19 protein-coding genes are annotated in these 23,704 nt (G+C 70.6%); 8 read left to right on the top strand and 11 right to left on the bottom strand.

Annotated features, from left to right (window positions below; genetic code table 11):
* Window positions 1-197 precede the first annotated feature (197 nt).
* The 4 genes from IF655_RS14430 (at window position 198) to IF655_RS14415 (ending at window position 5,279) form a co-directional block, all read left to right on the top strand.
* Window positions 198-971, top strand: coding sequence for an isoprenyl transferase (locus IF655_RS14430; protein WP_199585127.1), 774 nt, complete (start codon window positions 198-200; stop codon window positions 969-971).
* Window positions 972-1,329: 358 nt separating this feature from the next.
* A complete protein-coding gene (locus IF655_RS14425; RefSeq protein ID WP_199585126.1) occupies window positions 1,330-2,655 on the top strand; it encodes a PhoH family protein in 1,326 nt (441 codons plus the stop codon).
* A 425-nt stretch (window positions 2,656-3,080) separates the two neighbouring features.
* A complete protein-coding gene (locus tag IF655_RS14420) occupies window positions 3,081-3,782 on the top strand; it encodes a transglycosylase SLT domain-containing protein (RefSeq protein ID WP_199585125.1) in 702 nt (233 codons plus the stop codon).
* A gap of 126 nt (window positions 3,783-3,908) precedes the next feature.
* The gene (locus IF655_RS14415) at window positions 3,909-5,279 is read left to right on the top strand and encodes an AI-2E family transporter (RefSeq protein WP_199585212.1); all 1,371 of its coding nucleotides are present in this window, start codon (window positions 3,909-3,911) and stop codon (window positions 5,277-5,279) included.
* 27 nt (window positions 5,280-5,306) lie between these two features.
* Here IF655_RS14415 and IF655_RS14410 read toward each other — a convergent pair whose 3' ends face one another.
* A complete protein-coding gene (locus IF655_RS14410) occupies window positions 5,307-5,840 on the bottom strand; it encodes an alkyl hydroperoxide reductase (protein WP_199585124.1) in 534 nt (177 codons plus the stop codon).
* Window positions 5,841-5,843: 3 nt separating this feature from the next.
* On the bottom strand, window positions 5,844-6,398 hold the full coding sequence (locus IF655_RS14405) for a peroxiredoxin (RefSeq protein WP_199585123.1): 555 nt from the start codon (window positions 6,396-6,398) through the stop codon (window positions 5,844-5,846).
* 135 nt (window positions 6,399-6,533) lie between these two features.
* Between IF655_RS14405 and IF655_RS14400 the strand changes: the two genes are divergently transcribed.
* Window positions 6,534-7,520: a LysR substrate-binding domain-containing protein gene (locus IF655_RS14400; RefSeq protein WP_199585122.1), complete on the top strand. Its 987-nt coding sequence runs from the start codon at window positions 6,534-6,536 to the stop codon at window positions 7,518-7,520.
* Window positions 7,521-7,556: 36 nt separating this feature from the next.
* Here the strand turns inward: IF655_RS14400 and IF655_RS14395 are convergent, their stop codons facing one another.
* From IF655_RS14395 to IF655_RS14385, 3 genes are read right to left on the bottom strand one after another with little or no spacing between them, the layout of a single operon-like run.
* The gene (locus IF655_RS14395) at window positions 7,557-9,902 is read right to left on the bottom strand and encodes an ABC transporter permease (protein ID WP_199585121.1); all 2,346 of its coding nucleotides are present in this window, start codon (window positions 9,900-9,902) and stop codon (window positions 7,557-7,559) included.
* Window positions 9,899-10,588 carry an ABC transporter ATP-binding protein gene (locus tag IF655_RS14390; protein ID WP_199585120.1) on the bottom strand — a complete coding sequence of 230 codons (690 nt, stop codon included), beginning with the start codon at window positions 10,586-10,588 and terminating at the stop codon, window positions 9,899-9,901. The genes IF655_RS14395 and IF655_RS14390 overlap by 4 nt, the downstream gene beginning before the upstream one ends.
* Window positions 10,585-11,109: a PadR family transcriptional regulator gene (locus IF655_RS14385; protein ID WP_199585119.1), complete on the bottom strand. Its 525-nt coding sequence runs from the start codon at window positions 11,107-11,109 to the stop codon at window positions 10,585-10,587. Before IF655_RS14385 ends, IF655_RS14390 begins: the two co-directional genes overlap by 4 nt.
* Before the next feature lie 233 nt (window positions 11,110-11,342).
* On the opposite strand from IF655_RS14385, the gene IF655_RS14380 reads away from it, so the two are divergent.
* Complete coding sequence (locus tag IF655_RS14380; protein WP_199585118.1) at window positions 11,343-13,649, top strand: transglycosylase domain-containing protein; 2,307 nt, start codon at window positions 11,343-11,345, stop codon at window positions 13,647-13,649.
* 83 nt (window positions 13,650-13,732) lie between these two features.
* Here the strand turns inward: IF655_RS14380 and IF655_RS14375 are convergent, their stop codons facing one another.
* The 5 genes from IF655_RS14375 to IF655_RS14355 all read right to left on the bottom strand — a co-directional run bounded on the left by IF655_RS14375 (window position 13,733) and on the right by IF655_RS14355 (window position 20,876).
* Window positions 13,733-15,844, bottom strand: a complete 2,112-nt coding sequence (locus IF655_RS14375; protein WP_199585117.1) for a SpoIIE family protein phosphatase — start codon at window positions 15,842-15,844, stop codon at window positions 13,733-13,735.
* Between the two features lie 292 nt (window positions 15,845-16,136).
* Window positions 16,137-16,826, bottom strand: a complete 690-nt coding sequence (locus tag IF655_RS14370) for a DUF402 domain-containing protein (RefSeq protein WP_199585116.1) — start codon at window positions 16,824-16,826, stop codon at window positions 16,137-16,139.
* Between the two features lie 84 nt (window positions 16,827-16,910).
* Window positions 16,911-18,299, bottom strand: coding sequence for an aspartate ammonia-lyase (locus tag IF655_RS14365; RefSeq protein ID WP_199585115.1), 1,389 nt, complete (start codon window positions 18,297-18,299; stop codon window positions 16,911-16,913).
* 55 nt (window positions 18,300-18,354) lie between these two features.
* The gene (locus IF655_RS14360) at window positions 18,355-19,134 is read right to left on the bottom strand and encodes an SDR family NAD(P)-dependent oxidoreductase (protein WP_199585114.1); all 780 of its coding nucleotides are present in this window, start codon (window positions 19,132-19,134) and stop codon (window positions 18,355-18,357) included.
* 71 nt (window positions 19,135-19,205) lie between these two features.
* Window positions 19,206-20,876 carry a fumarate hydratase gene (locus tag IF655_RS14355; RefSeq protein ID WP_199585113.1) on the bottom strand — a complete coding sequence of 557 codons (1,671 nt, stop codon included), beginning with the start codon at window positions 20,874-20,876 and terminating at the stop codon, window positions 19,206-19,208.
* A gap of 376 nt (window positions 20,877-21,252) precedes the next feature.
* Here IF655_RS14355 and IF655_RS14350 point away from each other — a divergent pair, with 376 nt between their 5' ends.
* Both IF655_RS14350 and IF655_RS14345 read left to right on the top strand, forming a co-directional pair.
* The gene (locus IF655_RS14350) at window positions 21,253-21,948 is read left to right on the top strand and encodes a DUF1707 domain-containing protein (RefSeq protein WP_199585112.1); all 696 of its coding nucleotides are present in this window, start codon (window positions 21,253-21,255) and stop codon (window positions 21,946-21,948) included.
* A gap of 176 nt (window positions 21,949-22,124) precedes the next feature.
* Complete coding sequence (locus tag IF655_RS14345) at window positions 22,125-22,490, top strand: WhiB family transcriptional regulator (RefSeq protein WP_161178255.1); 366 nt, start codon at window positions 22,125-22,127, stop codon at window positions 22,488-22,490.
* Window positions 22,491-22,604: 114 nt separating this feature from the next.
* Here the strand turns inward: IF655_RS14345 and glpX are convergent, their stop codons facing one another.
* Window positions 22,605-23,636: a class II fructose-bisphosphatase gene (gene glpX / locus IF655_RS14340; RefSeq protein ID WP_199585111.1), complete on the bottom strand. Its 1,032-nt coding sequence runs from the start codon at window positions 23,634-23,636 to the stop codon at window positions 22,605-22,607.
* Window positions 23,637-23,704 lie beyond the last annotated feature (68 nt).

Raw genomic sequence — 23,704 nt, 5'->3', positions numbered from 1 at the left:
TGCACGCACCATCCCTTACGAAGGGTTATGGTGGAAACCCCCCCTCGGGCCGGTCCGTCTCCCCCCCCACGGACCGGCCCGTTTTTCTTGGGGGACGGCTCCGGCACCGAAACCCCCGGCCACCGGCGCACCTTGGGCGGGGGTAGGCTCGGCCTCCGCGGGGACCGCAACCGCGGCCGTTTTGGAGGGGCTCACACGTGAACCTGCGCGACAAGCTGCGCGGCCTGCTCGTCAGGCTCTACGCGCGCCGGGTGGAAGGTCACCTGGACCACGCTCAGGTGCCCAAGCACATCGGCGTCATCATGGACGGCAACCGTCGCTGGGCGAAGGCGGCGGGCTCCAGCACCGTCCACGGGCACCGTGCCGGGGCCGAGAAGATCGAGGAATTCCTCGGCTGGTGCTCCGAGACCGACGTCGGCGTCGTCACCCTGTGGCTGCTGTCCACGGACAACTTCGACCGTCCGCAGGACGAGCTGGGACCGCTGCTCGGCATCATCGAGGACGTCGTACGCACCCTCGCCTCCGACGGCCGCTGGCGCGTGCACCACGTCGGCACCCTCGACCTGCTGCCCGCCGGGATGCAGCGCACCCTGAAGGAGGCCGAGGAGGCGACCCGCCAGGTCGACGGCATAGTGGTCAACGTCGCCATCGGCTACGGCGGCCGCCAGGAGATCGCCGACGCCGTGCGCTCCATGCTCCTGGACGCCCAGGACAAGGGCGTGCGCATGGAGGAGCTGGCCGAGTCCGTCGACATCGACATGATCGGCCGCCACCTCTACACCGGCGCCCAGCCCGACCCCGACCTGGTCATCCGCACCAGCGGCGAGCAGCGCCTGTCCGGCTTCATGCTGTGGCAGACCGCCCACTCCGAGTACTACTTCTGCGACGTCTTCTGGCCGGCCTTCCGCAAGGTCGACTTCCTGCGGGCCCTGCGCGACTACGCCGCCCGCCACCGCCGCTTCGGCGGCTGACGGACCCCACCGCCCACAGGGCGAAACGGCAGGACCGCGAGGACCGAGCGCCCCGTATACCCCCCTCCACCCGGATGTAACAACGAGTTCACCGGCGTGCCGCAGGGGGGTTCTGCATGGTGGCGGGGGTTGCCGGGCATAACGAAGGCAGGTCGACGCCCGAACCACGGGTGTCGTATCTCAGCGGGCGGCTCGGGGCCGTCCGCCCGGGAGGCCCTTTGCACCAGCCCGACCGTGCGGTCCTCGCGCGGAAGCAGCCGCGGAGGGCCGGTGTCCGGCCCGCCGCACGCGGGGGCCAGAAACCGGTCCAGCTCCTCTTCGTCGCTCCCCGACCTCATCCGAGGGGGTACGTCCTTCCGTGGTGACCAGCACAAAGCGCCGCAAGCCCGACCGGCGCACCTATGTTCTCGACACCAGCGTCCTGCTGGCCGATCCCAACGCCCTGACCCGCTTCGAGGAACACGAGGTCGTGCTCCCGATCGTGGTGGTCACGGAACTGGAGGCCAAGCGGCACCATCCCGAACTCGGTTACTTCGCCCGCCAGGCGCTGCGCCTGCTGGACGACTACCGGGTCCGGCACGGCCGCCTCGACGCCCCGATCCCGATCGGCGAACTGGGCGGGACCGTCCGTGTCGAGCTCAACCACTCGGACCCCAGCGTGCTGCCCACCGGCTACCGCCTGGGCGACAACGACTCCCGGATCCTCGCCGTGGCCCGGAACCTCCAGGCCGAGGGATTCGACGTCACCGTGGTGTCGAAGGACCTGCCGCTGCGCATCAAGGCGTCCTCCGTCGGCCTGGAAGCCGAGGAGTACCGCGCGGAGCTGGCGATCACGGACGCCTCCGGCTGGACCGGCATGTCCGAGCTGACCCTGCCGGGCGACCAGGTCGACGTCCTCTTCGAAGAGGGCCATGTGTACGTCCCGGAGGCGGCCGACCTCCCCGTGCACACCGGTCTGACCATCCAGTCCGAGCGCGGCAAGGCGCTCGGCCGGATCACCCCGGAGGGCAACGTCCGCCTGGTGCGCGGCGACCGCGAGGCGTTCGGCATCAAGGGCCGCAGCGCCGAGCAGCGCATCGCGCTCGACCTGCTGCTCGACCCGGACATCGGCATCCTCTCCATGGGTGGCCGCGCGGGCACCGGCAAGTCGGCGCTGGCGCTGTGCGCGGGACTCGAGGCGGTCCTGGAGCGCCGTCAGCACCAGAAGGTGATGGTCTTCCGGCCGCTGTACGCGGTCGGCGGGCAGGAACTCGGCTATCTCCCGGGCAGCGAGGCGGAGAAGATGGGCCCGTGGGCCCAGGCGGTCTTCGACACGCTCTCGGCGGTCACCAGCCGCGAGGTCATCGAGGAGGTCACCGCGCGCGGGATGCTGGAGGTCCTCCCGCTCACCCACATCCGCGGGCGCTCCCTGCACGACGCCTTCGTGATCGTGGACGAGGCGCAGTCCCTGGAGCGCAACGTCCTGCTGACCGTGCTGTCCCGCATCGGCGCCAACTCACGGGTGGTCCTCACCCATGACGTGGCCCAGCGCGACAACCTGCGTGTCGGCCGGTACGACGGTGTGGTGGCCGTGGTGGAGAAGCTGAAGGGGCATCCGCTGTTCGCGCATGTCACCCTGAACCGTTCGGAAAGGTCCCAGATCGCGGCACTTGTGACCGAAATGCTGGAGGACGGCCACATCTGACGCCCCCTCGAAAACCCCAGGCGCCGCCCGGAGAAGCTGAAGAGCTTAGCCGGGCGGCGTCTTCGTGCGCGGGTGTTTCCTGAAAACCCCTGGGCCAAACGAGGTGTGAGCTTTCACACGCAACTCGGAATTGCCACCCGGCGTCCGGTTACGGCAGAGTCTCATTCCTGTCAGGCCCCGCATACGACACACCTGTACCCCCGGGTACCGCCCTCGCCCCTGGCAGGGAGGGTGCGGCACCACCGGGAGCACGATTCCAACTCCATACTTCCGTCGTATGCCGCCCGAGCACCACGCGGCGCTCCCGAAAAGGGAGTTGCCCACCGGGCCCGCGTCTCCCGTGACCCTCAGTTGGGAGGCCAGCGCCAGGGGCACGATTGCGTCCGCCAGGGTCACCGAAGCGGGCGGTGCTGGAAGGAAACCGTGTGAGCCGGATTTCGGTCCGGGGATTCGCAGTGGTCTCGGCCACCGCGGTCACCGCCGTAGGAAGCGTCGTCGGAGTCGCGTCGGGCAGCGTCGCGCAGCCGAACGACCCCGAGGCGACGGCAGCGGACGCCACGCTCCTCGCGGACATCCCCGCGGGTCAGCAGGCGCAGGTGCAGACCGCTTCCCTGACGCAGCAGGCCGATGCCCAGGCCATCGCGGCCGACGCGAGCGCCAAGAAGGACGCCGAGGCCGCGGCCCGCAAGGCCGCCGCCGAGACGGCGATCGCCAAGAAGGAGGCCGCCGAGAAGGCGGCCAAGCTGGCCAAGGAGCGCGCCGAGACCAAGGCCGCCGCCGAGACCAGCCGCGACGACGTCCGCGACGCCTCCAGCTTCGCCCCGCAGAGCAGCTACTCCGTCGCGCAGATCCAGGCGATGGCCCGTCAGATGGTCGCGGGCGACCAGTTCCAGTGCTTCAGCAACATCGTGAACCACGAGTCGAGCTGGAACTACCGCGCCGTGAACGCCTCCTCCGGCGCCTACGGTCTCTTCCAGGCGCTGCCCGGCTCCAAGATGTCCTCGGTCGGCGCCGACTGGCAGACCAACCCGGCCACCCAGATCAAGTGGGGCCTGAACTACATGAACAGCCGGTACGGCAGCCCCTGCCAGGCGTGGTCGTTCTGGCAGGCCAATAGCTGGTACTAGGCCCGCGGCCGCACGCTCAACCCCGCGCAGCCCCTCCCCGTCCTAGGGGGAGGGGCTTTCGCGTTGTACGGTCGTACCCGGACGGCTCGCAGTGCCCTGGGAAATCCGGGGAAAGAGGGACGGATGATGTCGCGAATGCCAGGGTGGCTCGGCCGGCTCGGAGCCGGACTGACCGAGATGAGCGAGCGTCTTGACGAGCTCCGCGCCGAGGTCGAGAAGGAGCACGCCCCGCCGACCGACCCGGTGCCCGAACCCGTGGACACCGTCAAGGCGGTGGTGCCCCATCAGGCGGGCGCCGACCGCCGCCCGGACCCGGCGCAGGCGGTGCCGTGGGGCGTACGGGTCGCCGCCGAGGCGGGCTGGCGGCTGCTGGTCCTCGCGGGCACCGTCTGGGTGCTCATGCGGGTCATCAGCGCGGTCCAGTTGGTGGTGTTCGCCTTCGTCATCGCGCTGCTCGTCACCGCCCTGCTCCAGCCGACGGTCGCCCGGCTGATGCGCTACGGACTGCCCCGCGGTCCGGCCACCGCGCTCAGCGCCATATCGGGATTCGTCATCATCGGCCTGATGGGCTGGTTCGTGACCTGGCAGGTCATGGAGAACATCGACACGCTCTCCGACCAGATCCAGAACGGCATCGACGACCTGCGCAACTGGCTGCTGAAGAGCCCGTTCCATGTGACGGACAAACAGATCAACCAGATCGCCAAGAGCCTGCGCGAGGCCATCGGAGCCAACACCGACCAGATAACGTCCGCCGGTCTTGAGGGAGTCCAGGTCGTCGTCGAGGCGCTGACCGGCATCCTGCTGGTGTTCTTCTCGACGCTGTTCCTGCTCTACGACGGTCAGCGCATCTGGCAGTGGTTCCTGAAGCTGGTCCCCGCCGCCGCCCGCCCGGGTGTCGCCGGAGCCGGTCCGCGCGCCTGGCGCACCCTGACCGCCTACGTCCGGGGCACCGTCCTGGTCGCCCTCATCGACGCCGTCTTCATCGGTCTCGGCATCTACTTCCTCAACGTGCCGATGGCCGTTCCGCTGGCCGTCTTCATCTTCCTGTTCTCCTTCATCCCCCTGGTCGGCGCGGTCGCCTCCGGCGCGCTCGCGGTGGTCGTCGCGCTGGTGACCCAGGGCGTCTTCACCGCCGTCATGACCCTCGTGGTCGTGCTCGCCGTCCAGCAGATCGAGGGCCACGTCCTCCAGCCGTTCATCCTCGGTCGAGCGGTACGCGTCCACCCGCTCGCGGTGGTGCTGACGGTCGCGGCGGGCGGCATGGTCGCGGGCATCGGCGGCGCGGTGGTGGCGGTACCGCTGGTGGCGGTGACGAACACGGTGGTGGGGTACTTGCGGCAGTACTCACTCGCGGAGCAACTCTCCAGGTCGCGGGTGGATCCACCGGTTCGTCCCCCGATCGAGGAGACCGCCGTGGCCGAGGCGGGTCCCGGGGACGCGATCCCCGAGGACGCCGAGCCGGAAAACACCGAGGGCCTCGCCCACAAGGAGTGAGCGAGGCCCTACGGCCAACAGCACTGGTTACTCGGCGAGAACAGCCTCGGCGTCCAGCGTGACGCCGACCGCCTGGACCACGGAGGCGATCTTGAACGCCTCCTGGATCACGTCGCGCTCGACGCCGGCCTTGCGCAGCACCTGCTCGTGCGAGTCCAGGCACAGACCGCAGCCGTTGATCGCGGACACCGCGAAGGACCACAGCTCGAAGTCGACCTTGTCGACGCCGGGGTTGCCGATGACGTTCATCCGCAGACCGGCGCGCAGGGTGCCGTACTCGTGGTCCGACAGCAGGTGCCGGGTGCGGTAGAAGACGTTGTTCATCGCCATGATGGCGGCCGCGGACTTGGCCGCGTCGTACGCCTCAGGGCTGAGGTTCGCCTTCGCCTCCGGCGCCAGCTCGCGCAGGACGATGGGGGAGCGCGAGGCGATGGCGGTCGCCAGCACGGTGCCCCAGAGCTGCTGCGCGGGAAGGTCGGAGTTGCCGATGACCGAGCCCAGGTTGAGCTTGAGGTCCTTGGCGTAGTCCGGGACGCGGGACTTCAGCGAGTCGAGGGACATGGGTCACTCACCGGCCAGCAGCGCGACCGGGTCCAGGGTGGTCTCGCCCTTGGTCCAGTTGCACGGGCACAGCTCGTCCGTCTGGAGGGCGTCGAGGACCCGCAGGACCTCCTTGGGGTTACGGCCGACGGAACCGGCGGTCACCATGGTGAACTGGATCTCGCGGTTGGGGTCCACGATGAAGACGGCGCGCTGGGCGAAGCCGTCCTCGCCCTCGATGCCCAGGTCGCGCATGAGCTCGTGCTTGGAGTCCGCCATCATCGGGAACGGCAGGTCGGTCAGGTCCGGGTGGTCCTTGCGCCAGGCGTGGTGCACGAACTCCGAGTCGCCCGAGAAGCCGAGGATCTGCGCGTCACGGTCGGCGAACTCGTCGTTCAGCTTGCCGAACGCGGCGATCTCGGTCGGGCAGACGAAAGTGAAGTCCTTCGGCCACGCGAACACGACGAGCCACTTGCCCTCGTAGGACTTGTGGTGGATCTCCTCGAACTCCTTGCCCTTCTCCAGCGAGACGCAGGCGGTCAGTTCGAACTCGGGGAACTTGTCACCGACAGTGAGCACTTGCTCTCCTTGCAGCGAGGAAGCACCCCTGGTCGGGAGGTGCTTCCCATGGGTTGGACTGGGCCGATGGTGGCACAGGGTGCATTGATTAGGGAAATAGCTACACTCAGTGCCATTGATTGGAGGCGGTTATCGGTGACCAGTGGTAGCGGCGCCCGGAAGCAGCCGAGCCTGGCGCAGTTGCGCGCCTTCGCGGCGGTGGCGGAGCATCTGCACTTCCGGGACGCGGCGGCGGCCATCGGGATGAGCCAGCCCGCGCTGTCCGGCGCGGTCTCCGCCCTTGAGGAGACCCTCGGCGTGACCCTCGTCGAGCGTACGACCCGCAAGGTGCTGCTCTCGCCCGCCGGGGAACGGCTCGTGGTGCGGGCGAGGGCGGTATTGGACGAGGTCGGGGCGCTGCTGGAGGAGGCGGAGGCGGTGCGCGCGCCGTTCACCGGGGTGCTGCGGCTCGGGGTCATCCCCACCGTCGCGCCGTATCTGCTGCCCACCGTGCTGCGCCTGGTGCACGAGCGCTACCCGCAGCTCGACCTCCAGGTGCACGAGGAGCAGACCGCGAACCTGGTCGAGGGACTGCACTCCGGCAGGCTCGACCTGCTGCTGCTCGCGGTGCCGCTCGCCGTGCCCGGGGTGGCCGAACTCCCGCTGTTCGACGAGGATTTCGTGCTGGTCACCCCGTTGGACCATCCGCTCGGCGGCGGCGACAACATCCCGCGCGAGGCGCTGAAGGAGCTGAACCTGCTGCTCCTGGACGAGGGGCACTGTCTGCGCGACCAGGCGCTGGAGATCTGCCGCGAGGCGGGACGCGAGTTCCGGGGCGCGGGGCGCGGCGGGCGCCCGGCCACCGCGCCGGTCACCACCACGGCCGCCGGGCTCTCCACCCTGGTCCAGTTGGTCGCGGGCGGACTCGGCTGCACCCTGCTGCCGCGTACCGCGATGGAGCTGGAGACCGCCCGGGGCGACCGGCTGCGCACCGCCCGCTTCGCCGACCCCGCCCCGAGCCGCCGCGTCGGTCTCGCGATGCGCGCGGGCGCGGCGCGGGGCAGCGAGTACCAGCAACTGGCCGCCGCCCTGCGGGAGTCGCTGCGCCCGCTGCCGGTGCGGGTGCTGGACGCGGACGCGTGAGACGGGCGGGGCTCGTGAAAGCCCCGCCCGTGAGCGCTACTCCGTACGCAGCCCGTCGGGTCGCATCAGCCGCAGCAGCGGCGGCAGGCTGAGCAGGGTCATGGCCGCGACCACCGCCGCGCCCACACCCGTCAGGGACAGCACGCTCGGCCAGTCCACCCGTACCGGCGTCGCCGTCATGCGCAGCAGTACGGCGCCCAGGGCGATGCCCACCACCGAGGCCAGTGCGACGCCCAGCGCGATCGGCACCGCCGCCTGCCACAGCACCGACAGACCCACGGTCCGGCGCCGGGTGCCGAAGGCCACCAGGACCGACAACAGCCTGCGCCGCTCGCGCAGTTGCTCCAGTTGGGAGACCAGCAGGCTCGCCCCGATCAGCGCGAGCACACAGGTGGCGCCGATGAACAGACCGGTGCGCAGGGAGGCGAACCCGCTGTCGGTCGTGGTCGGTGCCCAGGCGAGGACCTCCGAGACCGGGTCCACCCGCGCGGCGGTGTTGCGCACGTACTCCCATCCGTCCGGCACCGAGGGGTCCATGCGCAGGAAGATCCGGCTGGACAGCGCCGGGTCCGCCGCGGCGGGCAGCGCGGACGGGGTGATCAGCAGCCCGTTGGCGCTCGGCATCAGGGAGTCCTTGCGGTAGGCGACGTGCGGAACCGACGCCGGAAGCCTGAGCGGGACCGCGAGACCCGGTCCGCCCGTGAAGCGCGGGTCGATCCAGGCGCGTTGGCCGGGACGCAGCACGGCTTCGCGCATCCGCTTGTCGAACGCGCTGGGGTGCTGGGAGGTGCTCACCGAGAACAGGTCGCCGTCGCGGCAGGACGCCAGATGGGCCAGCTCGCGCAGGGCGGCGCAGTCGCCGACGACGAGGTCGACGGAGGCGGCGGGGTCCAGCGCCCGGTCGCCGACGGTCGTGGTGGCCAGCCCCACCGCCCCCCGTACGCCCTCGGTCCGCGCGAACGCCCCGGTCGCCGAGGCGCGGTCGGTGCGGTCGGTGAGGTCGACCTCGACCTGCGCGCGGGCGGGGTCCTGCCCGGTGTCCTTCACGTACTGGCTCTGCACGCCCGCGAACAGCATCTGGAGCGCGACCGCCCCGGCCACCGCCACCGCGATGCCGTTGACCGTGCGTGCCGCCATGCCGCCGCTCAACTGGAGCCGCCGTACAGCGAGTTGCCAGGAGAGCGGACCCGCGCCGAGGCGGCTGACGCCCCGTTCGACGATCCAGGGCAGCAGCGCGGTCACGCCGACCAGGAGCAGCAGGACGCCGCCGATGACGAGGAGCTGGTTGAAGTCGCCGTGCGTACGCCCCTTGCCGATCATCGGCCAGAGCAGGGCCAGACCGGACAGCGGCAGGAGCAGCCGCCACCACAGCCGGCGCCGGGCGTTCGCGGCGGAACGCACCACGCCGAGCGGCTCGACCACCACGGTGCGCATCGCGAACAGGGTGACCAGCACCGCGCACACCGGGACCGCCACCGCGACCAGCAGGACCAGCGCGGGGGAGGGGGTGACATAGCTCGGGAAGAAGCTCTCGCCCCGGATCTCCACCAGGGTCACCAGTTGGCGTCCGGCCAGGAAGAGTCCCGCGCCGAGGAGGAGTCCGAGCACCGACCCCGCCAGCGCCTCGCCCGCCGCGATCCGCCGGGTCATGCGGCCGTCCGCGCCCACCAACCGGAGCGCCGCCAGCCTGCGGTCGCGCCGCTCGCCGCCGAAGCGCACGGCGGCCGCGACGAACACGGCGACCGGCAGCAGCAGCGTCACGAAGACGACCGACATCAGCAGGAGCAGCACCGGGTCGTCCCGGTCCTGCCACGGCTGGGTCTGCCCGAAGTGGGTCAGCCGGTTCGTCCGGGCGCCGCCCGCCCGGGGTTTGAGGTCCTCGGCACCGGCGTAGTAGGAGAGTTCGCGCGGACCGACCAGACCGCTCTCGCCGATGGTCCCGGTGATTTTGTACGGCAGCCGCTCGCGCAGCAGTCGGGCGCCCGGGGAGGCGAGCAGGTCCCGCAGCGCGGGGGAGACCAGCATCTCGCCCGTGGCCGGGAAGCGGCTCAGGCCCGGCGGCAGCGGCGCCTTCGGACCCTCCGGATCGAGCAGGCGCCCCCGGATGTTCTTGTCGCGCCACCAGGTGTCGGTGGCCGCGACGACCACCGTGTTGTCCGCCTTGGGTCGGTCCCTCGTGCTGAACACGATGTCCTGACGCGCCAGTTCGCGGTCGCCGCGCGCGTCCAGCATGCGCGGGAGCGCGGTCGTCAGCAGCAGCAACGCCACTCCGATACCGACACCGACCGCCGTCAGTGTCGTACGGACCCACCCCTCGCGCCCTCCGGTCACGGCGAACCGGACCCCCATCCCCAGGTCGCGGGCGTACTGCCGCGGGCTCATCCGGTCCGCTCCATGTCCCGGCTGCGACCGTCGCGTACGACGACCTCGCGGTCCGAGTAGGCGGCGACCCGAGCCTCGTGCGTGACGAGGACGACGGCCGCGTTCGTGGTCCGGGCGGCGTCGGTCAGCAGCTCCATCACGCGCTCGCCGTTGAGCGAGTCGAGCGCGCCGGTCGGCTCGTCCGCGAACAGCACCCGGGGTCCGGTGACCAGTGCCCGCGCCACCGCGACCCGCTGTCCCTGGCCGCCGGAGACCTCGCCGGGGCGTTTGCGCCGCAGGTCGTCCACCTCCAGGCGCTCCATCCACTCCAGCGCTGCCTTCTCCGCCTCCTTGCGCCCGGTGCCGTTCAGCCGCAGCGGCAGCGCCACGTTCTCCACGCAGGTCAGCTCCGGTACGAGCTGGCCGAACTGGAAGACGAAGCCGAACTCCCCGCGCCGCAGGGCGCTGCGCCCGGCGTCGCTCATCCCGGTCAGCTCGCGGTCGGCGTAGGTGATCGTGCCCGAGTCGGGCAGCACGATCCCGGCGAGGCAGTGCAGCAGGGTCGACTTGCCGGAGCCGGAGGGACCCATCACGGCGACGACCTCGCCGGGGTGGATGGAGAAGTCGGCGCCGTCCAGGGCGGTGGTGGGGCCGTAGGTCTTGCGCAGGTCCCGGGCGTGGAGCAGGGAGCCGTCGGGCGGTATCACGAGGTCACCTCCGTGCGGAGCCGGTCCAGACGCGCGGCGGTCAGCTCCAGCCAGCGCAGATCGGCCTCAAGATGGAACAGGGCGTGGTCACAGATGAGCTGGTCGGCGAGGTCGCCGCCGCGCTTGCGCTCGGTCAGCGCGCGCATGGCGCGCAGATGCTCGGAGCGCTGGCTGTCGAGCAGCCCGGCGGCGTCGCGCCGGGTCAGCAGCGCGAGGACGACCTTGGTGTAGAGGGTCGACTGGAGGTACTCGGCGGGCTTCTCCGGAGTGGCGAGCCAGCGCTCGACGTCGGTTATCCCGGCATCGGTGATGGCGTACCGTTTTCGTTCGGGTCCGCCGCCGGACTCGACGCCGTCGACCTCCACCAGCCCGTGTTTGAGCAGCCGGGACATGGTCGAGTAGACCTGGCCGTAGTGCAGTGGCCGGTCGTGGCCGAACGTCTCGTCGAAGGCCCGCTTCAGGTCGTAACCGTGCCGGGGGCCGGACTCCAGGAGTCCCAGGAGTGAGTGACCGATGGACATGGCGAGCACTCTACACACGGTGTATACACCGGGTTCATAGTGGGTCCGGAATCAAATACGTGATGCCAATCGCGCCCCATGAGGCAACCTTCGGCCTCTTGATTCCGTCGGTTCCGATAGGGCGGGGTGCTCATTCTCACGTCCCCGAAGGAGCGGATCAGGCGCTCTTTGTCACATAGAGGGGTGTTAGCTTTCGGAGCTGACCCCGAGACGGAAGCGGAGCGAAGGGACCTATGGGACGAGCGGAAGAGAGACGAGCGCGTCAGCGCGGCGGCCGCCGCGCGGCACCCGGAGGCCGCTCGCCGTCCCCGGCGCCCGGTGGCAAGCCCGCCAAGAGCTGGATACGCAGGCTCTTCACCTGGAAGAAGATCCTCGGCGCGTTTCTCGGCGTCTGTCTGCTGGGCATCGGCGCCTTTGTCGCGCTGTATCTGTCGGTGGACATTCCCGAGGGCAATGTCGCCGCCCAGCAGCAGAGCAACATCTACAAGTACAGCGACGGCAAGGTCATCGCCCGCTCCGGCAAGGTCAACCGCGAGATCGTCGACCTGTCGAAGGTGCCGAGGCCGGTCCAGCTCGACTTCGTCGCCGCCGAGAACAAGTCCTTCTACACGGACCCCGGCGTCGACCTGAAGGGCACCGCGCGCGGCATCCTCAACACCCTCGCGGGCCGGGGCAAGCAGGGTGGTTCGACCATCACCCAGCAGTACGTCAAGAACTACTACCTGAGCCAGGACCAGACGGTCACCCGCAAGCTCAACGAGCTGGTGATCTCCCTCAAGGTGGAGCGCGAGAAGACCAAGAACGAGATCCTCGCGGGTTACATCAACACCAGCTACTACGGCCGCAACGCGTACGGCATCCAGGCCGCCGCCCAGGCGTACTACCACAAGGACGCCCAGAAGCTCTCGGTCCAGGAGGGCGCCTACCTCGCCGCCCTGCTCCAGGCGCCCAGCCAGTACGACTGGCAGGCGGCCACGCCCACCGGGCGGACGCTGGTGAAGCAGCGCTGGAACTACGTCCTGAACAACATGGTCAAGCAGGGCTGGCTGTCCCAGACCAAGCGCGCCACCCTGAAGTTCCCGAAGCCCAAGGAACCCAAGGCCGCCCCCGGTCTCGACGGGCAGACGGGCTACCTGGTCGACCTCGCCAACAAGCAGCTCGAGCAGCAGCTCATGAAGCAGCAGGGTCTGACCGCCTCCCAGGCGGAGAACGCGGTCATCGGCAAGGGCTGGACCATCACCCTCAACGTCGACCGCAAGAAGCAGGCGGCGCTGGAGAAGGCGGTCAAGGCCCAGCTCACCTCCAAGCTCGACCCGAAGAAACGCAAGGTCGACGGCGACATCCAGGCCGGTGCCGTCTCGGTGGACCCCAAGACGGGCCATGTCGTCGCGCTCTACGGCGGCGAGGACCTCTTCAAGCACTGGACCAACAACGCGACGCGGACCGACTACCAGCCCGCCTCGACCTTCAAGCCGGTCATCCTCGCCGCCGCCCTGGAGCAGAACGCCACCACCCAGGACGGCCGTCCCATCAACGCGAACACCGTCTACGACGGCACCAGCCGTCACCCGGTGACCGACCACGGCACCGAGGTCGGCTTCGCGCCGCCCAACGAGGACAACGCCAGCTACGGCAAGATCAACGTCCAGCAGGCCATGAACAAGTCCGTGAACTCCGTCTTCGCGCAGATGGGCGTGGACGTCGGCATGGACAAGGTCATGGACACCGCCAAGCGGCTCGGCATGGACACCAAGGGCATGCAGGCGGTCCCCGCCCAGACGCTCGGCTCCATGGGCGCCAGCCCGCTGGAGATGGCCGGCATCTACGCCACCCTGGACAACCACGGCAAGAAGGTCACCCCGACCCTCATCAAGTCGGCGGAGGGCAAGGGCCGTACCGTGCGGATGCCGGACCCGATCGGCGAACGGGTGATCAGCCGCACCGCCGCCGACACCGTGTCCTCCGTGCTCACCGGCGTGGTCGACGACGGCACCGCCCGGCAGTCGGTCGCCAACAACCCGCTGCGCAACGGCCAGCAGGTCGCGGGCAAGACCGGTACCTCGGACGAGAACAAGTCCGCCTGGTTCACCGGCTACACGCCCGACCTGGTCACGTCGGTCGGTCTGTTCGGTGAACGGGGCAACGCGCACGTGTCGATGGCGGGCGCCACCGGTCTCCTCCCGGCGCCCGGCCGTATCAACGGCGGTGGCTACCCGGCGCAGATCTGGGCGGCGTACACCTTCGGCGTGACGGACAAGGTCCCCTTCGACCTCGACACCACGCAGGGTGCCGCCGTCGCCCCGACGGACACCCCGACCGTCAGCGACAGCCCGTCCGAGTCCGCCTCGGAGTCGCCCTCCAGCTCGCCGACCGAGTCGGAGTCGCCTTCCGAGTCGCCGACCACCGAGCCGCCCACGGAGACCGAGACGCGGACGCCGCCGGACCAGCCGACGACGCAGCCGCCGACCTCGGGACCGCCCACGGGCCAGTCCACCCCGCAGAACCCGTTCGACTTCCAGAACGGCAGGGACGACGACTGAGGTCACGGACCCTCAGACAGCGCGAAGGGCGCCCGGCGAGTCGCCGGGCGCCCTTCGTCGTACCGCACGCGGGCTGACCGGGGTCAGCTTCCGCTCAGCTCGAACCACACCACCTTGCCCGCGCTCAGCCGGGTCGCGCCCCAGCGCCGGGCCAGCTTGTTGACCAGGTACAGCCCGCGACCGCCCTCGTCCGTGGCGCGGGCCTGGCAGAGCCGGGGCAGGCGCGGGATGTCGTCGGAGACCTCACAGCGCAGCACGTCCGTGCGCAGCAGACGCACCGACACCGGGCGCGTGGTGTAGCGCACGGCATTGGTGACGACCTCGCTGACCAGCAGCTCCAGCGAGTCCGACAGGTCCTCAAGACCCCACTCGGCCAGCGCGGCGCGGGCCAGCCTGCGGGCCTTGCCCGGGGTGGCGTCCTCCGCGTCCAGCGACCAGTGCTTCACGTCGCTGGAGGTGATCCCGTCGAACCGGGCGGCGAGCAGCGCGATGTCGTCGTCCCGGTCGCCCGGACCGAGCATGTCGAGCACCTCGTCGCACAGCGCCTCCAGCGGCGGCGGATGCCCGGGACCGGTCAGGCGCGCGGTCGCGGTCAGCTTCTCGCGCAACTGCTCTATGCCCGTGGCCACGTCCCGCAGCCGGGACTCCACCAGACCGTCGGTGTACAGCAGCAGGGTCGCCCCGGCGGGCGCCTCCAGCTCGATCGCCTCGAAGTCGACACCGCCCACCCCGATCGGCGCGTTCGGCGGGACGCGCAGCACCTCCGCCTCGCCGCCCAGGTGCAGCAGCACCGGCGGGGGATGACCGGCGTTGGCGATGGTGATCCGCTGCGCTATCGGGTCGTAGACCGCGTACAGACACGTCGCCATGCGGTCGGTGCCCAGGCGCTGCGCCTGCTCGTCCAGATGGTGCAGTACCTCCTGCGGGGGCAGGTCGAGCCCCGCCAGGGTCTGCGCGGTCGTGCGGAGCTGGCCCATGATCGCCGCCGAGGTCATGGAGTGACCCATGACGTCACCGACCACCAGCGCCACCCGGCTGCCCGGCAGCGGGATCGCGTCGTACCAGTCGCCGCCCACCCGCGCGGTCTCCGCCGCGGGCAGATAGCGCGAGGCCAGGCGCACCCCGGTGGGGCGCGGCAGGGTCTCGGGCAGCATGGTGCGCTGCAGCTCGTCGGCGATGTACGCCTCGCGGCCGTAGAGCACCGCCTTGTCGATGCCGAGCGCGCTGTGCGTGGCGAGCTGCGCCGCGACCAGCAGGTCCTCCGCCTCGAACGCCAGCCGCTCCGGGCGGCGCAGGAACAGCGCCGCGCCGATCACCCGGCGCCGTCCGCGCAGCGGGGCGAGGATCGCGTGCTGACCGTCGGGGACGAGCGCCTCGCCGTCCTCGCCGAGGAGTTCGGGCAGCGCGGCGCGCGCGGCGGGCGTGTCCGCGAACACCGGACGCACCCCGCGCAGCACCTCGTTCAGCGCGCCGCCCGGGTGCACCTCGCACAGCTCGGCGGTCAGCGCCGAGGGTCCGGAGAACGCGGCGAGCCCGGGGGACTCCGTCTCCGGGTCGGGGTACGGCGCGGGCAGCAGCGCCTCGGTGTCCCGCTCGTCGGGCACCCGGTCGCTGCGCCGCAGCCGCAGCACCACAGGACCGGTCGGCCGCTCGTCGCCGACGGGCAGCGGGTCGCGCAGATAGACCAGGATCGCGTCCGAGAACGTCGGCACCGTGGCCCGGCACAGCCCCATCACGATCTCGTCGAGATCGAGGCCGCGCGCGATCCGCCGGGTCGCCGCGCCCACGAACCGGAGCCGGTCCCCGTCGCGCCGCATGGGCATCGGGCGCCCCGGCGGCAGACCGCGTCCGGTACGGCGCTCACGGGCGCCCGGCGTCCGCTCCTGCTCGGCACCCGGCTGTGCCGGAATGCCCTCGGGGGCGGGCCGGGGACGGTGGGTGCCCTGCTCGGCGGTGGCCGGCTGGGAGTGCTCGGGGCCGTTGACTGGGGGCTCCTTCCCCTTGTTTCCCTTGCCGCCGCCGCGCTTGGCGCGCGGCTCGGTGCCCGAGGGGGACGGCTGTCCGTCCGCCCGGGACTGTGCCGGTAAGCCCGGCGCACCGAGCGGCGTCGGGGTACGCAGGCGTGCCCCGCGGGACTCCGCGGGGTCCGCGCCCGACTGGGGGCGTTCGTAGGAGGAAGTGGGCTGCTCCGTCACGCGTGTCGAATCCGTCCGTCCGGGGCCGCGCGCCAGGCGCGCGTGTGGTGCCGCCGACATGCCGATACCCGCAATACGTGCCCCGGGAACGGATTTCCCGCGTGGTCAGGGGTGTCTCCGCCGATCCGGGCGCTCCTCGCCCGGCCGGTGCCGCCGTTCCCGTACCCCTCGCTCACGTCCTGCCGCCCCTCGGTGACGTATGGTCAAGCCCGGCGTCTGTTCCGGTAGTTGCAACTCGATGCCCTTGCGGAGGACGATCCTACGTTTGTGGTCCGGGGGCGCATCAAGGGTCTCATGAGGACACGTGCGCGGGCGTACGGTCCCAGTCCTCCGGCAGTGACGGTACCGCCCAGGCGGGGTCGGGGCGCCAGTGCTGCCAGCCGTCCGCGTACGGCGCCTTCCACGCCCGGATTCCCTCGACCGCCCGCCGGCCCGCCTCCCGTACGCGGGCGGCGGTCTCCGGGTCCATCAGACCGTCGCGCTGCGCCTGCGCGAACTCGTCCTCGTCCCGCCAGTGCCAACTGCGGTCCGGGTTCACCGAGATGTCCAGGAAGTGGTCCTCGGAGTCGACGCCGCCGCTCCAGCGGGCCAGCGGCTCCTCCAGGTTGACGTACCAGTTCTTGAACCGCCAGCCCGGCTCCCAGAACAGCCACACCGACCAGGGTTCGCCGGGTCGCGCCAGCTTCAGCACCCCGGTGCCGAACCAGCGGTCCCGGCGCACCCCGCGCGGCTTGGTGTAGCGGGACTCCAGCGGCTCCAGGTGGACCGGGGTGCCGTCGGCGAGCACGGGTTTCACGCACTCGGTGCCGGGCGCGAGCCAGACCGCGAGCAGGTCGGCGTCGTCCCGGACGACCGTGACGGGCCGGGCGATGTGGAAGCCGTCACCGGCGTTCTCCCGGTACCGCCACAGGATCGCGGTGCCCGCGGTCCAGTACGTCGTCGTGTCCGTTTCCGCTCGTCTCACCGCTTCGTCGTCCGCCATGGACAGATATTAGGTGCCATGGGCACCCGATGCCGTGGCCTCCGCCACGACCGGGCGCCGGTGGCGGAAAACGGGGGACGCCCGTTACGGGTGTGTCATCCGCAGGACATCCAGCGCCTCGTCGAGCTGTTCCCGCGTCAGTTGTCCGCGCTCCACGTACCCGCCCTCCAGGACGACCTCCCGGATCGTCCTGCGCTCCGCGAGCGAGCGCTTGGCGATCCGCGCCGCCTCCTCGTAACCCAGGTACTTGTTCAGCGGGGTGACGACCGAGGGCGACGACTCGGCGTACTCGCGGGCGCGTTCGCGGTCGGCGGTGATGCCGTCGATCGTGCGGTCCGCGAGCAGCCGGGAGACGTTGGCGAGCAGCCGCACCGACTCCAGCACGTTCTTGGCCAGCACCGGGAGCATCACGTTCAGCTCGAAGTTGCCCGCCGCGCCCGCCGTGGCGATGGTCGCGTCGTTGCCGATCACCTGCGCCGCGACCATCAGCACCGCCTCCGGGACGACCGGGTTGACCTTGCCCGGCATGATCGAGGAACCCGGCTGGAGATCGGGCAGCCGGATCTCCGCCAGCCCCGTGCGCGGACCCGAGGACATCCAGCGCAGATCGTTGGCGATCTTCGTCAGCCCGACCGCGATGGTCCGCAACTGCCCGCTGGTCTCCACGATCCCGTCGCGCGCCCCCTGTGCCTCGAAGTGGTCGCGTGCCTCGGTCAGCGGCAGCCCGGTGGCGCGCGCGACCTCCTCGATCACCGCGGCGGAGAACCCCGGGGGCGTGTTGATCCCGGTGCCGACGGCCGTTCCGCCGAGCGGCAGCTCCGCGAGCCGGGGCAGGGACGCACGCAGGCGCTCGACGCCGTAGCGCACCTGGGCGGCGTATCCGCCGAACTCCTGACCCAGGGTCACGGGGGTCGCGTCCATCAGATGGGTGCGCCCCGACTTCACCACGTCCGCGAACTCCTCCGCCTTGCGGGTGAGCGCGTCGGCCAGATGTTCGAGCGCGGGGATCAGATCGCGGGTGACGGCGGCGGTGGCGGCGATGTGGATCGAGGACGGGAAGACGTCGTTGGACGACTGCGAGGCGTTGACGTGGTCGTTCGGGTGCACGTCCCGCCCGAGACGCTCGCTCGCCAGGGTCGCGATCACCTCGTTGGCGTTCATGTTGGACGACGTGCCCGAGCCGGTCTGGAACACGTCCACCGGGAAGTGCTCGTCCCAGCGCCCCTCCGCCACCTCCTCGGCGGCGCCCTCGATCGCCTTCGCGACCTCGGGGTCCAGCACCCCGAGACCGGCGTTCACCTTCGCCGCCGCCCCCTTGATCCGGGCCAGCGCCTCGATGTGCGCCCGCTCCAGGCGCTGCCCGGACACCGGGAAGTTCTCGACGGCACGCTGGGTCTGCGCGCGCCACTTGGCGTCGGCGGGGACGCGGACCTCGCCCATGGAGTCGTGCTCGATGCGGTAGTCGTGACTCATGTCGGATACAGCGAACGGGAGCGGCGGGATGTTCCTGCGCCGGCCCGAACGGGTCTCAGTGCACCGAGAACCCGCCGTCCACGAACAGCGCCTGCCCGGTGACGTACCCGGAGGACCGGCTCGCCAGGAACACCGCCGCGCCCGCGAAGTCCTCGGCCAGCCCGTTGCGCCCGACGAAGGTGCGCGCGGCCAGCGCCCGTACGGTCTCCGGGTCGGACGACAGCCGCGCGTTGAGCGGCGTCATCACGAAACCCGGCACCAGCGTGTTGCAGGTGACGCCGTACGGCGACCACTCCTCCGCCTGCGAGCGCGCGAGCGACTCCAGCGCGCCCTTGGAGACGCCGTACGCCCCGGAACGCGCGAACGCGCGGTGCGCCTGCTGGGAACTGACGTGGATGATCCGCCCGAAACCCCGCTCGGCCATGCCCGGCGCGAACCGCCGGCTCAGCAGATGGGGCGCCTGGAGGTTCACCGCGAGGGTGAGGTCCCACTCCTCCTCGGTGAGTTCGCTCATCGGGGGACGGAGGTTGATCCCGGCGCAGTTGACGAGGATGTCCGGCTCCCCGAACTCCTTCACGACCTCGTCGCCCGCCGCCCGCACCCCGTCCCGGGTCCCGAGATCGGCGCTCACCCAGGCAGCCCGGCAGCCCAGCCCGGTGAGCTGCGCGACCGTCGCCTCCAGCGCCTCCCTGCCCCGCGCCACGACCACGACGGACGCCCCGGCCCGCGCCAGCGCCTCCGCGATGCCCCGCCCGATCCCGGAACTCCCTCCGGTCACGACGGCGACACGGTCGTCGAGGGAGAAGAGCCCGGAGAGGTACGCGGGGGAAGTCATGCCCGCACCCTAGAACGACCCCGGGGGCCAACCTCCGTCGGCCCCCGGGGTGTTGTCGCTCAGGGTGTTTCTCAGCCGAGCCCGGGACCCCGCACCGGAATGCTCGTGAACGTCGGCGCGGGCGCCGGGTCCTGGAAGAAGTCGTTCCCCTTGTCGTCCACGACGATGAACGCCGGGAAGTCCTCGACCTCGATCTTCCAGACCGCCTCCATGCCGAGCTCCTCGTACTCGACGACCTCGACCTTCTTGATGCAGTCCTGGGCGAGCCGGGCGGCGGGACCGCCGATCGAGCCGAGGTAGAAACCGCCGTGCGTGCCGCACGCGTCGGTGACCTGCTTGCTCCGGTTTCCCTTGGCCAGCATCACCTTGGAGCCGCCCGCCGCCTGGAACTGCTCCACGTAGGAGTCCATGCGCCCGGCGGTGGTCGGACCGAAGGACCCGGAGGCGTACCCCTCGGGCGTCTTCGCCGGACCCGCGTAGTACACCGGGTGGTCCTTCAGGTACTGCGGCATCTCCTCACCCGCGTCGAGGCGCTCCTTGATCTTGGCGTGCGCGATGTCGCGGGCCACGACCAGCGGACCGGTCAGCGAGAGCCGGGTCTTGACCGGGTACTTGGTCAGCTCGGCGAGGATCTCGTCCATCGGCTGGTTGAGGTCGATCTTCACGACGTCGGAGGACTCGTCCAGGTGCTCGTCCGTCGTCTCCGGCAGGAACCGCGCCGGGTCCGTCTCCAACTGCTCCAGGAACACGCCCTCGGCGGTGATCTTCGCGACTGCCTGGCGGTCCGCCGAGCAGGAGACCGCGATGGCGACCGGGCAGGACGCGCCGTGCCGGGGCAGGCGCACCACGCGCACGTCGTGGCAGAAGTACTTGCCGCCGAACTGCGCGCCGATGCCGATCTTCTGCGTCAGCTCGAAGACCTTCTCCTCCAGGTCCTTGTCCCGGAACCCGTGACCCAGCTCGGAGCCCTCGGCGGGGATCTCGTCCAGATAGTGCGCGGAGGCGTACTTCGCGGTCTTGAGCGCGAACTCGGCGGACGTACCGCCGACCACGATCGCCAGGTGGTACGGCGGGCAGGCGGCCGTACCGAGCGAACGGATCTTCTCCTCCAGGAACTTCATCATGGAGGACTCGTTCAGGACGGCCTTGGTCTCCTGGTAGAGGAAGGACTTGTTGGCGGAGCCGCCGCCCTTCGCCATGAAGAGGAACTTGTAGGCGCCGTCGTCGGTCGCGTACAGCTCGATCTGCGCGGGGAGGTTGGAGCCGGTGTTCTTCTCGTCCCACATGGTGAGCGGAGCCATCTGCGAGTAGCGCAGGTTGAGCCTGGTGTAGGCGTCGTAGATGCCGTGCGAGAGGTGTTTCTCGTCGGTGCCCTCGGTGAGCACGTTCTGCCCGCGCTTGCCCATGACGATCGCGGTGCCGGTGTCCTGGCACATGGGCAGCACGCCCGCGGCGGCGATGTTCGCGTTCTTCAGCAGGTCGAGGGCGACGAACTTGTCGTTGCCGGACGCCTCCGGGTCGTCGATGATCCGGCGGAGCTGGGCGAGGTGGGCCGGGCGCAGATAGTGCTGGATGTCGTGGATCGCCTCTTCGGCCAGCTTGCGCAGCGCCTCCGGCTCCACCTTGAGGAACGTCCGCCCGTCCGGTCCCTCGACGGTGGACACGCCCTCGGAGGTCACCAGCCGGTACGGGGTGGTGTCCTCTCCCTGGGGGAGCAGATCGGTGTACGCGAACTCAGGCATCTCAGCCCATTCCTCACTCGACGGACGGTCCCGCCGACGCTGGCGGGCCTGTCCAGCGTAGAACCCCTTTCGAAGAGGGCTCTTGTGAGGTAAGGCTCACTTGCGACACGCCGGGAGCGCGCGGCGGGGCGCGCGGTCGGGCGCGCGGTCGGGCGCGCCACTTATCCACACCCCCTAGAGCCTGTCCGGCGGATCTTCGTGGGCCCGCGACGCCTGGCACGCACTCTCGCCGCACGCCCGAATCACCCGAGTACGTCCAGTACGAGGGAGATCCGGGCGCACGCCGAGAGCACGCACCAGACGCCGCGGGCTGCTCCACGAAGATCCGCCGGACAGGCCCTAGTCGCGATCTATCGCGTTTGGGTACGCTGCCGTCGTGGACCTTCACCAGCACGCCCAGACCCCGGGCACGGAGGCGCGCGTGTCCGAGCTGCGCGCCTCCGACGCCGACCGCGACCGCGTCACCGACATCCTCCGCGAAGCCCTGGCCGAGGGCCGGCTGACCGCAGAGGAGCACGCCGAGCGCGTCGAGGGGGTGCTGCACACCAAGACGGTCGGCGAGCTGGACCTCTACATACAGGACCTCCCGGCAGGGCACGAGCGGCCCGGTCATGTCACCGCCGCCCCGCCGCGCCCGATCCCCGGCGCGGTCCCGGTCGACGCCGACGCCAGCGTGGTCGCCGTGTTCAGCAGCGCCGTGCGCCGGGGGCGCTGGCGCGCCGGGCGCCGGTTGCACGCGTTCGCGGTCTTCGGCAGCGTCGAGATCGACCTCAGCGAAGCCGTCTTCGAGTACCAGCAGGTGGTGATCAAGGCGATCTCGGTCTTCGGGGACGTCCAGATCCGCGTCCCGGAGAACGTGTCGCTGCGCGGCACCGGCGGCGGCGTGATGGGCAACTTCGAGGTCAGCACCCGCGACTCGACCGACTCCCAGGCACCCGTGATCTACGTGGACGGGTGGGCGGTCCTGGGCAACGTGGAGGCGCGGCCCAAGCGCGGTCGCTTCGTCGCGGACATCCTCGACCGGGTGCAGGACAAGGTCGACCACAAGCTGCGCAAACACCTGGACCGTTGACGGTCGCGAATTCCGGCGCGGTCCGCGCGGACGCGGCACCCGGGCGACCGGGCGCGAGGGGGTGCGAACAAGCCGCCGTGCGCCCGGGGTTGGGGACGCAGTGCATAGGCGCGCGCACAGCGGGTAGGGCTTGCTGCATCGTCTCTCGCTCGCGAAGCCGTCGTCAGGAGTAGACCGTGCTGCAACCGCCGCGTTCGTCCCTGCAGGTCGCCGCCGTCCCGGCCCAGCGGTCACCGAAGCGGGACAGGGACCAGGACGCGCCCTGGCACACCGAGGCGGTGTGCCGGCGTGACGAGGCCACTCTGTTCTTCGCCCCGTCGAAGGAACCGACCGCCGCCCGGCTCTCCCGCGAAGAGGCCGCCAAGCGCGTCTGCGCCCGCTGCCCGGTCATGGTCGAATGCCGGGAACACGCCCTCCTCCAGCCCGAGCCCTACGGCGTCTGGGGCGGCCTGACCGCAGCCGAACGCCGAGTGGTCCTGGCCCGCCGGAGGCGCCGCGAGGTGGAGCTGAAGAAGGCAACGGCACCTCGGATAGCGGGCTGAACCCCGAAGGTTTTTGGTTTTTGTCTTTTGTCTTCAGGGGCGCGGGGAACTGCGCGACCAGCCACAACGCAACCGGCACTCGCGAACGAACCCCGCCCCCCTCCTCAGTAGGCGCTATTTCGCCCGGTCGAAATCAACCGCGCTGTACGCCCGCAGCTTGCTCAAACGGTGCTCGGAGTCGATCCTCCGCACCGTCCCCGACTTGGACCGCATCACGATGGAATCGGTCGTAGCCGTCTCCGACCGATACCGCACGCCCCGCAGCAGCTCCCCGTCCGTGATCCCGGTAGCCACGAAGAACACGTTCTCCCCGTTGACGAGATCCTCCGTGGTGAGCACCCGGTCCAGATCGTGCCCCGCGGCGATCGCCCGCTGCCGCTCCTCCTCGTCCTTGGGCCACAGCTTGCCCTGGATCGTCCCGCCGAGACACTTGACCGCGCAGGCGGAGATGATGCCCTCGGGCGTACCCCCGATGCCGAGCAGCAGGTCGATGCCTGTGCCCTCGCGCAGCGCCAGGATCGAGCCCGCGACGTCGCCGTCGGTGATCAGCTTGATGCGCGCGCCGGTCTCCCGAATCTCCTTGACCAGCTCCTCGTGCCGGGGCCGGTCCAGGACGACGACGGTGACGTCCTCGGGCGCGCAGCCCTTGGCCTTGGCGACCCGGCGGATGTTGACCGCCACGGGCGCGTTGATGTCCACGAAGTCGGCAGCCTCGGGACCGGTGACCAGCTTGTCCATGTAGAACACGGCGGACGGGTCGAACATGGCACCGCGCTCGGCGGCGGCCAGCACGGCGATCGCGTTCGGCATGCCCTTGGCGGTGAGCCGGGTGCCGTCGATCGGGTCGACGGCGATGTCGACCTCGGGACCGGTGCCGTCACCCACCCGCTCCCCGTTGAACAGCATGGGCGCCTCGTCCTTCTCGCCCTCGCCGATGACGACGATGCCGTTCATCGACACGGTGGAGACGAGGGTCCGCATGGCGCGCACCGCGGCACCGTCGGCGCCGTTCTTGTCGTCCCGCCCGACCCAGCGGCCCGCGGCCATCGCGGCGGCTTCGGTCACACGGACCAGTTCCAGGGCGAGGTTGCGGTCGGGGGCCTCGGAGGGGACATCGAGTTCGGACGGCAGATGATGCTCGGTCATCGGAGCGCACCTTTCTGATACGACGACGGCCGGATGAGGGTTCGATTCCTGACTCTATCGTCGTACCG

The sequence above is a fragment of the Streptomyces sp. DSM 110735 genome (assembly GCF_016482685.1).
Taxonomy (GTDB): Bacteria; Actinomycetota; Actinomycetes; order Streptomycetales; family Streptomycetaceae; genus Streptomyces.
This window is presented reverse-complemented; position numbering and strand designations above follow the sequence as displayed.

Excerpts from the sequence above, each read along its gene's own strand:
- IF655_RS14370 (WP_199585116.1), bottom strand. The coding sequence starts at position 16,826 with ATGGCGGACGACGAAGCGGTGAGACGAGCGGAAACGGACACGACGACG.
- IF655_RS14360 (WP_199585114.1), bottom strand. The coding sequence starts at position 19,134 with ATGACTTCCCCCGCGTACCTCTCCGGGCTCTTCTCCCTCGACGACCGT.
- IF655_RS14410 (WP_199585124.1), bottom strand. The coding sequence starts at position 5,840 with ATGTCCCTCGACTCGCTGAAGTCCCGCGTCCCGGACTACGCCAAGGAC.
- IF655_RS14385 (WP_199585119.1), bottom strand. The coding sequence starts at position 11,109 with ATGTCCATCGGTCACTCACTCCTGGGACTCCTGGAGTCCGGCCCCCGG.
- IF655_RS14355 (WP_199585113.1), bottom strand. The coding sequence starts at position 20,876 with ATGCCTGAGTTCGCGTACACCGATCTGCTCCCCCAGGGAGAGGACACC.
- IF655_RS14365 (WP_199585115.1), bottom strand. The coding sequence starts at position 18,299 with ATGAGTCACGACTACCGCATCGAGCACGACTCCATGGGCGAGGTCCGC.
- glpX (WP_199585111.1), bottom strand. The coding sequence starts at position 23,636 with ATGACCGAGCATCATCTGCCGTCCGAACTCGATGTCCCCTCCGAGGCC.
- IF655_RS14415 (WP_199585212.1), top strand. The coding sequence starts at position 3,909 with ATGTCGCGAATGCCAGGGTGGCTCGGCCGGCTCGGAGCCGGACTGACC.
- IF655_RS14380 (WP_199585118.1), top strand. The coding sequence starts at position 11,343 with ATGGGACGAGCGGAAGAGAGACGAGCGCGTCAGCGCGGCGGCCGCCGC.
- IF655_RS14395 (WP_199585121.1), bottom strand. The coding sequence starts at position 9,902 with ATGAGCCCGCGGCAGTACGCCCGCGACCTGGGGATGGGGGTCCGGTTC.